This is a genomic window from Bacillus sp. FJAT-53060 (genome assembly GCF_037104745.1).
GTDB classification, from domain to species: Bacteria; Bacillota; Bacilli; order Bacillales; family Bacillaceae; genus Bacillus; species Bacillus stratosphericus_B.
This window is the reverse complement of sequence record NZ_JBAWSW010000015.1, coordinates 51,123-58,413: the sequence shown is the minus strand read 5'-3', so window position 1 is coordinate 58,413 and position 7,291 is coordinate 51,123. Positions and strand designations below refer to the sequence as shown.

Annotated in this window: 10 protein-coding genes and 1 riboswitch; all 10 genes read right to left on the bottom strand. The window is 41.0% G+C overall.

Features of this window, described 5'->3' with window-relative positions:
• Positions 1-160: 160 nt before the first annotated feature.
• On the bottom strand, positions 161-982 hold the full coding sequence (gene metQ, locus WAX46_RS07875) for a methionine ABC transporter substrate-binding lipoprotein MetQ (RefSeq protein WP_226567969.1): 822 nt from the start codon (positions 980-982) through the stop codon (positions 161-163).
• Between the two features lie 14 nt (positions 983-996).
• Positions 997-1,665 carry a methionine ABC transporter permease gene (locus tag WAX46_RS07870; RefSeq protein ID WP_336493604.1) on the bottom strand — a complete coding sequence of 223 codons (669 nt, stop codon included), beginning with the start codon at positions 1,663-1,665 and terminating at the stop codon, positions 997-999.
• Positions 1,658-2,683, bottom strand: a complete 1,026-nt coding sequence (locus tag WAX46_RS07865; protein ID WP_226568021.1) for a methionine ABC transporter ATP-binding protein — start codon at positions 2,681-2,683, stop codon at positions 1,658-1,660. Before WAX46_RS07865 ends, WAX46_RS07870 begins: the two co-directional genes overlap by 8 nt.
• A gap of 153 nt (positions 2,684-2,836) precedes the next feature.
• Positions 2,837-2,944, bottom strand: a riboswitch (SAM riboswitch).
• 102 nt (positions 2,945-3,046) lie between these two features.
• Positions 3,047-3,388: an SCP2 sterol-binding domain-containing protein gene (locus tag WAX46_RS07860; RefSeq protein ID WP_226567971.1), complete on the bottom strand. Its 342-nt coding sequence runs from the start codon at positions 3,386-3,388 to the stop codon at positions 3,047-3,049.
• A gap of 120 nt (positions 3,389-3,508) precedes the next feature.
• Entirely contained in the window at positions 3,509-3,811 is a 303-nt protein-coding gene (locus tag WAX46_RS07855; RefSeq protein WP_226567972.1) for a thioredoxin family protein, read from the bottom strand.
• A 12-nt stretch (positions 3,812-3,823) separates the two neighbouring features.
• Positions 3,824-4,168 (bottom strand): toprim domain-containing protein, encoded by a 345-nt coding sequence (locus WAX46_RS07850; protein ID WP_034317449.1) that lies wholly within the window; start codon positions 4,166-4,168, stop codon positions 3,824-3,826.
• A 131-nt stretch (positions 4,169-4,299) separates the two neighbouring features.
• Entirely contained in the window at positions 4,300-4,536 is a 237-nt protein-coding gene (locus tag WAX46_RS07845) for a YusG family protein (protein WP_226567973.1), read from the bottom strand.
• Between the two features lie 45 nt (positions 4,537-4,581).
• Positions 4,582-4,965 carry a glycine cleavage system protein GcvH gene (gene gcvH, locus WAX46_RS07840; protein ID WP_226567974.1) on the bottom strand — a complete coding sequence of 128 codons (384 nt, stop codon included), beginning with the start codon at positions 4,963-4,965 and terminating at the stop codon, positions 4,582-4,584.
• A 65-nt stretch (positions 4,966-5,030) separates the two neighbouring features.
• Positions 5,031-5,387 (bottom strand): arsenate reductase family protein, encoded by a 357-nt coding sequence (locus WAX46_RS07835; RefSeq protein ID WP_226568022.1) that lies wholly within the window; start codon positions 5,385-5,387, stop codon positions 5,031-5,033.
• A 111-nt stretch (positions 5,388-5,498) separates the two neighbouring features.
• Complete coding sequence (locus WAX46_RS07830; protein WP_336493603.1) at positions 5,499-7,280, bottom strand: acyl-CoA dehydrogenase family protein; 1,782 nt, start codon at positions 7,278-7,280, stop codon at positions 5,499-5,501.
• Positions 7,281-7,291: the final 11 nt, after the last annotated feature.

The following is a 7,291-nucleotide window of genomic DNA, read 5'->3' as shown; positions in this document are numbered from 1 at the left end:
CAAAAAGCTAGCAAACTGGACATGGAAAGGACCATGTCCAGCGTAAGACAACTGATAAATTTTATCAAAATAAGTGAAAACCCCACTTTTACTTGAAGTAAAGGTGGGGTTTGTCTACGGTCTGAAACCTCCATTTTCAATAATGGAGGTTTTAAGCTATTTATTCAGATACAGGCAAAACTGCACCGTCATATTTTTTGTCGATGAATTCTTTGATGTTATTCGAGTGAAGAACTTCCATTAATGTCTTAATCTTATCTGAATTTTCATCACCTTTGCGAACAGCAACGATATTTGCATACGGATTGTTCTTTGTTTGCTCAAGTTCAATTGAATCTTTTTTCGGATTCAATTTATTTTGAATCGCATAGTTTACGTTAATAAACACGGCATCGCCTTCACTGTTTTCATAAGCTTTGGCTGTTAGTTCAGGAGCGATTTTTTTGAATTTTAGGTTCTTAGGGTTTTCTTTAATGTTCTTCACTGTTGTGTTGATTGTATCAACTTTTGGATCAAGCTTGATGACACCAGCATTTTGTAAAAGTGCAAGCATACGTCCTTGCTCAGCCACATTGTTTGTCATGATGATTGTGCCGCCGTTTGGAATATCCTTCACTGATTTGTATTTCTTAGAATAGATACCGAAAGGCTCAAGGTGAACATCACCCGCACTCACTAGGTTATAATCTTTGTTTGATTTATTTTCTTCGTTTAAGTAAGGGGTATGTTGGAAAAAGTTCGCATCCACTTCTTTTTCAGCTAACGCTTTGTTGTACATTTTATAATCGCTAAGTACTTTCACTTTTAGATCGTAGCCTTTTTCTTTCAGAAGTGGTTTTGCTTCTTCAAGAATCTCGGCATGTGGTGTTTTTGAAGCTGCAACCGTGATGGTTTTGCTTTCGCTTGCGTTATTAGATGAACCGCATGCAGCTAAAATGCCTGCAAATGCTAGAAATAATCCACTTAAAATCAATTTCTTCATGAATAAATCCTCCCTTAACGTTTATCAATTTTGTTTGTAATCAAATCACCGATTATTTGAATAATAAAGACGATGATGAGAATAAATACAGTGGCTACAAGTGTGACATCTGTATTACCAGATTGGTATCCTTCCACATACGCGAGGTCACCAAGTCCGCCTGCCCCAATTGCACCTGCGATTGCAGTAGAGCCAATAAGAGCAATAGCTGTCACGGTAATGCCTGAAATGAGAGCTGGCAGTGATTCTGGAAGCAATACTTTGAAAATAATCGTAGACGTTTTAGCCCCCATGGATCGTGCTGCTTCAATGACTCCTTTGTCTACTTCACGAAGTGCAATTTCGACGAGACGTGCATAGAAAGGAGCTGACCCAATGACAAGGGCTGGTAGTGCTGCATTTGGACCTAAAATAGTACCCATAATTAGTTTTGTAAACCCTAATAAAAGAATGATCAAAATGATAAAAGGAATCGATCTGAAAATGTTGACGACTGCACCGATGACAGCATTTATCGGTTTATTTTCCCAAAGGCCGCCTTTGCTAGTTAGAAATAGCAATAGTCCAAGGATGATACCGATGACAAAAGCAAATGCTAGTGAAATGAGCGTCATATAAACCGTTTCACCCGTTGCATTCCAAATGACATCTAGGTCAACGTTCGGAAACCATCTCTCAAACATGTGTCATCACCTCGATTTCAACCTGTTTGCTCTGGATATAGGCGATGGCTTTTTCAACCTCGTTCTCATCTCCATTCATATGGATAAAGAGAGTTCCAAACGCGCCTTCCTGCGTTTGAGAAATCTTTCCTTGCAAGATGTTCACTTCGACCTTGAAAGATCGAATGATTTCAGTGATCAGTGGCTGTTCCGCAGAATCGCCGATAAAGGACAACCGTACTACCTGACCTTCTTTCACTCGCTCTAAGACGTGCTCGATTGTTTCTTTCGCTTCCTCTGGTTCAGCAAGCTGTTTCACAAATCGCTTCGTCATTTCTTCCTTCGGCTGTCTGAAGACGGGTAATACTTCGCCTTCTTCGACAATGCGTCCATTTTCCATCACTGCCACACGATGACAGATTTTGCGAATGACATGCATTTCGTGTGTGATCAGCACAATTGTTAGCCCTAATCGTTTATTGATATCGGCCAAAAGCTCAAGGATCGAATCTGTTGTTTGCGGATCAAGCGCAGACGTTGCTTCGTCACAAAGAAGAACTTTGGGGTCATTCGCTAATGCTCTCGCAATACCTACACGCTGCTTTTGTCCACCACTTAGCTGAGAAGGATAAGCATTTTCTTTTCCTTCTAAACCGACCAATTTAATCAGTTCATTTGCACGGGCTCTCCGTTTTAACGTCGGTACACCTGCAATCTCAAGGGGGAACATAATATTTTGTCGCACTGTTCTCGACCAGAGTAGGTTAAAGTGCTGGAAGATCATGCTAATTTCCTGTCTTGCTTTACGAAGTTTCGCATTCGATACTTCATTGATCCGATTGCCTGCCACTTCAACAATCCCTTCTGTTGGCAGCTCCAGACCGTTTAGTAGGCGAATAAGGGAGCTTTTCCCTGCCCCGCTATACCCGATAATTCCGAATATTTCACCTTTATCGATATCCAAGTTGACGTCTTTCACGGCATTAACATTTCCGCTTTTTGAATGATACGTTTTAGATACATTCTGTAAATGGATCACAGTCTGTTCACCTGCTTTCTTGCTGAATCTATAGGTTGCCATCACATTGTTCATTTATTCTTCTTACTGTCATGACTCAGCTTGACGTCAGGTCAGTAAAAAAGACCTAACTGCAACGCAAGCAGAAAGGCCTTTTATTTCAAATACGCCTTTCTCTCATCTTTCAAAGCGTTGCGGCTTTGAGTGAATTGGCACCATTTCAGCTATGCTGATGGTTGCCGGGTTTCATAGGGCACGTCCCTCCACCTCTCTTAATAAGAGAAAATATGTTGTTTTATGTGATGTTCATGTTTTTACTAACGTAGAATATCATGCTATCTCAGATATGTCAACGCTGTAAATCACTAATTTCCAAGTAAACGACTACGTTATCATCTTTCTGAAAAAACCGTTCGTCAGCCAAAGCACGGCCTCTAGTCTAAGCAGCGCGCGGAATGATCCTTTCACCTTGACTTGTCCCCGGCTAATCAGCTGCTGTAACGACAGATCACCATCTAATAATTGAAGAATTTCTTTTCTCTCACCATAAAAGATGAGATCCGATAACTCAATTGCAGGCAGTTTCTTCACTTCACCACGTTCATCCACAATCAGTGTACAAGAGTCAGTTTCCGCCTCAAATGTAATCTTCAAGGATGATGATGGGAGCAGCGGCTTTAACAATAATTGCTGCTTTGTGTTTCCATGGGCTTTCACATTTTCCACATGTATAACCTCCCTGTCATTTGGTTGTACATAACATTTCTCTACTAACATCGGCTTGTCCTTTATAAATAGCTCGACAAATTTTCAAATGAATTGCTTGAAATATGACAAAAAACCGCTTTATTTAGCGGTTTCAATCATTTCATGAAGATATGGAACTGAGTGAAAGGCATAGCCTTTTTGTACGATCTCACCCTTTTTAAACAGAAGATAGCAAGGTACACTTTCGATCTCAAATGCTTTCGCAAAACTTGGTGAATAGTTTAAATTGTTCTCGTAAAATGGAACATTCGGCTGCATCGCGTCTACTACTGACAGCATTTTCTTTGCCAGTTGGCATGTTCCGCAAAATGGTGTATATAAGTACAAAAGAAATAAATCGTCCTCTATTTCCTTGAATGCATGCTCTTTAATCTCTTTCATATACGTCCACCCTCATAAATATTTGGAATGAACATCAATGTTTGCAGCTAATAGGATAGATGCAATGTGGGCTGACGGTGAAGCGGCCACTTCGCGGTACGTTCTGTCGACAAAAAGATGAAGTGCTTCAGGGAATTCTTTTCGAAATTGCTTCCGCAGTTTGTCCCCAGCATCGTCACTGTCTGCTAATATGTAAACGTCTTTCCCTAATAAATCGTCCACAAGCTGATCCAGCTTGGATGTACTGATGGTGCCATTGGTGCAAATGATGGTAACAGGTTCACTTATGACTTCTTTTAGCTTTTGTTTGTCCGATTTACCTTCTACTATGATGACCTTTTCTATCTCGACATTCATGACGATCACCCGGCCCTTTTGACGTTGATTCACTTCTTCCTTAGATTACAATCTTTCATTCAGGTTGTAAAGATTGGGCACTTGGTCACTAAAAAGACTGCAGCATGTACTCACTGCAGCCTAACCTGTGATTAGCACCAGCCATTTTCATCGTCACAGTCTACATATTTTTCAGTTCCATGGGTCAATGTATCGGACAGACGATAAAAGCGATTTTGATCATAGGAATAACCCGATTTTAACTCATATTGATTTTCACTAATCATCGTGCCAATCTCTTCATTTAGATAGTAAAGCATCATGCCACCTTCTTTGAATCGCCCAGTGACATGCTCTGTTATATCCACCTGTTCTTTTTGAAAGGACAAATTGGACACCCCCCCATAAAGGTAGAGTGTCCAATTTCACAAAAATTAGTCTTCTTTTGTCATTGCTTCATATTGCTCAGCTGTCATTAAGCTCTCGATTTCAGATGCATCAGCTGGTTCAACAACAATCATCCATGCTTGTTCGTATGGAGAGTCGTTTACGAATTCTGGGCTGTCATCTAGTTGATCGTTTACTTCGACGATTGTGCCGTTGATCGGTGCGTATAGTTCAGAAACAGTTTTCACTGATTCTACACTTCCGAAAGGCTCGTCCGCTGTGATTTTGTCTCCTACTTCAGGAAGCTCAACGAAAACGATATCGCCTAGCTCAGATTGAGCGAAATGAGTAATACCGATACGCACCTTATCTCCTTCTACCTTGACCCATTCATGTTCTTCTGAATAACGTAAATCTTTTGGTGTGCTCATTCAATACCCTCCAGTCTATTGTTTCCGCCTATATTGAAGATACCACAATCTGAATGAAAGTTACATCATTTCCAGACGCTTTTAAATGTATCTTCATTAAATCCAACTGTTACTCGTTTACCTTCTGTTGTAATCGGACGCTTAATCAGCATTCCGTTAGACGCAAGTAATTCTAGCTGCTCGTCCTCTGACATTGCAGGAAGTTTATCTTTCAGCTGTAACTCTCGGTAAGTTTGTCCGCTTGTGTTAAAGAATTTCTTCAACTCTAAACCGCTTTTTTCGTAAAGTACTTTTAGTGTTTCTTTATCAGGCGTCTCTTCGACGATATGTATGCTGTTGATGTCTTTATTGTGTTCTTCAAGCCACTTTTTTGCTTTTCGGCATGTACCACAAGTTGGGTATTCGTAAAAATCTAAAGCCACCATTATCACCTCCTGCAAATTGTGACAACATTTTATCACAAAATATTTTAAAAACCTAAATGTATGCTTACAAAAAGGTGCGGAGTTGTATCCGCACCTTCAAATCGTTTTTTATACGAAATATTTGTCTGCTTCAAAGATACGTTTAGCCACCTCACGCTTTTTGGCGATGACATTGATCGGGGTGAATCTTGTCAGCTTGCGAAGAGCTGACAGGCTCATGCGGAGTGAATCCCCTTCCTCCATGGCGATCAAGGATTCTTTTGCATGTGCTTCAATCTTTAAAAAGGCTTCCTGTGTAAAAATTTGTGTGTAGGCTAGCTTTTGAGCGTTCTTTTCTGAACCTGATGTAGCGATTGCCTTTTCTGTACGTAAGATCGCTGATTCAGCAGCAAACATTTCATTCACGATATCCGCTATATTCACAAGTATTTCTTGCTCCTTTTCTAGCGCTTTCCCGTACTTCATCGTTGCCATACCTGCCACCATCAAGGCAATCTTTTTCGCATGGACGAGCAAATATTTTTCTTGATCGAGCGGCTGATCACCCGGCTCTTCCGGCATCATCATCATGAGCTCTTCCTGCAAGGTTTGAGCTTTTTGAAGAAGAGGAAGCTCCCCTTTCATCGCTTTCTTCAAGAATGTGCCTGGCACAAGCAAACGGTTGATTTCATTTGTTCCTTCAAAAATACGATTAATTCTTGAGTCACGATAGGCTCTTTCGACCTCGTATTCTTGCATGAATCCATATCCGCCGTGTATCTGCACTCCTTCATCCACAATATAATCTAATGTTTCGGAGCCAAGCACTTTACAGAGAGAACATTCAATTGCATATTCAGCAATAGATTGCGCAATTTGTTTCCCATCCTTTTGCTCCTCTTCACTTAATAGACCCATCCGCTGTTCAAACAAGCCCACTGTGCGGTAAACAGCACTTTCCATGGCATACAGCTTTGCTGACATGTTGGCTACTTTTTCACCAATTAAGCTAAATTGAGAAATAGGCGTTTTGAACTGCTTACGCTGGTTGGCATATTCTGCTGATAATTGAATGACTCGTTTTGAAGCACCTATAGTGCCGACCGCCAGCTTGTAACGACCAATATTCAAAATGTTAAAGGCAATGACATGCCCTCTTCCGGCTTCACCAAGTAAATTCTCTTTTGGTACTTGGGCATCTTCCAGAATTAATGTTCTCGTCGATGATCCCTTAATACCCATCTTTTTCTCCTCTGGTCCAGTTTTGACACCTGGAAAATCCTTTTCTACGATAAAAGCAGAGAAGTGTTCTCCGTCAATCTTAGCATAAACGACAAAGACATCTGCAAAAGCGGAGTTCGTGATCCACTGCTTTTCTCCATTAAGGACATAATGTGTTCCAGCTTCATTCAGTACAGCAGTTGTTTTTGCCCCAAGTGCGTCAGACCCTGATCCTGGCTCTGTCAGTGCGTACGCCGCAATGGTTTCTCCAGAGGCGAGCCCAGGCAAGTACGTTTCCTTTTGTTCTTGATTTCCAAACAACACAATTGGCAGAGAACCGATGCCAACATGGGCGCCATAGGAAAGAGAGAAGCTACCTGCCCTTGCGAATTTTTCAGTAATGATGGCTGAGCTAACCTTATCTAACCCAAGTCCTCCGAATTCCTCTGGAACGTCAGCCCCAAGTAGTCCAAGCTCTCCAGCTTTTTTTAAGAGCCGAACAGAATGCTCGAATTCATGATTTTCAATTTGTTCTATGTGCGGGACAACATCTTGTAAAATGTAATCCTCTGTTGTCTTCCCTATCATCTGATGCTCATCAGAGAAATCCTCGGGCGTAAAGATATGCTCATAATTCGTCTCATCAATTAAGAAACTGCCACCCTTTTTTACATCTTCCATTGCTTTCATCCTGAATTCCC

Coding starts and splice junctions, on each gene's coding strand:
- WAX46_RS07870 (WP_336493604.1), bottom strand. CDS start 1,665: ATGTTTGAGAGATGGTTTCCGAACGTTGACCTAGATGTCATTTGGAAT.
- metQ (WP_226567969.1), bottom strand. CDS start 982: ATGAAGAAATTGATTTTAAGTGGATTATTTCTAGCATTTGCAGGCATT.
- WAX46_RS07830 (WP_336493603.1), bottom strand. CDS start 7,280: ATGAAAGCAATGGAAGATGTAAAAAAGGGTGGCAGTTTCTTAATTGAT.
- WAX46_RS07850 (WP_034317449.1), bottom strand. CDS start 4,168: ATGAATGTCGAGATAGAAAAGGTCATCATAGTAGAAGGTAAATCGGAC.
- WAX46_RS07855 (WP_226567972.1), bottom strand. CDS start 3,811: ATGAAAGAGATTAAAGAGCATGCATTCAAGGAAATAGAGGACGATTTA.
- gcvH (WP_226567974.1), bottom strand. CDS start 4,965: ATGAGCACACCAAAAGATTTACGTTATTCAGAAGAACATGAATGGGTC.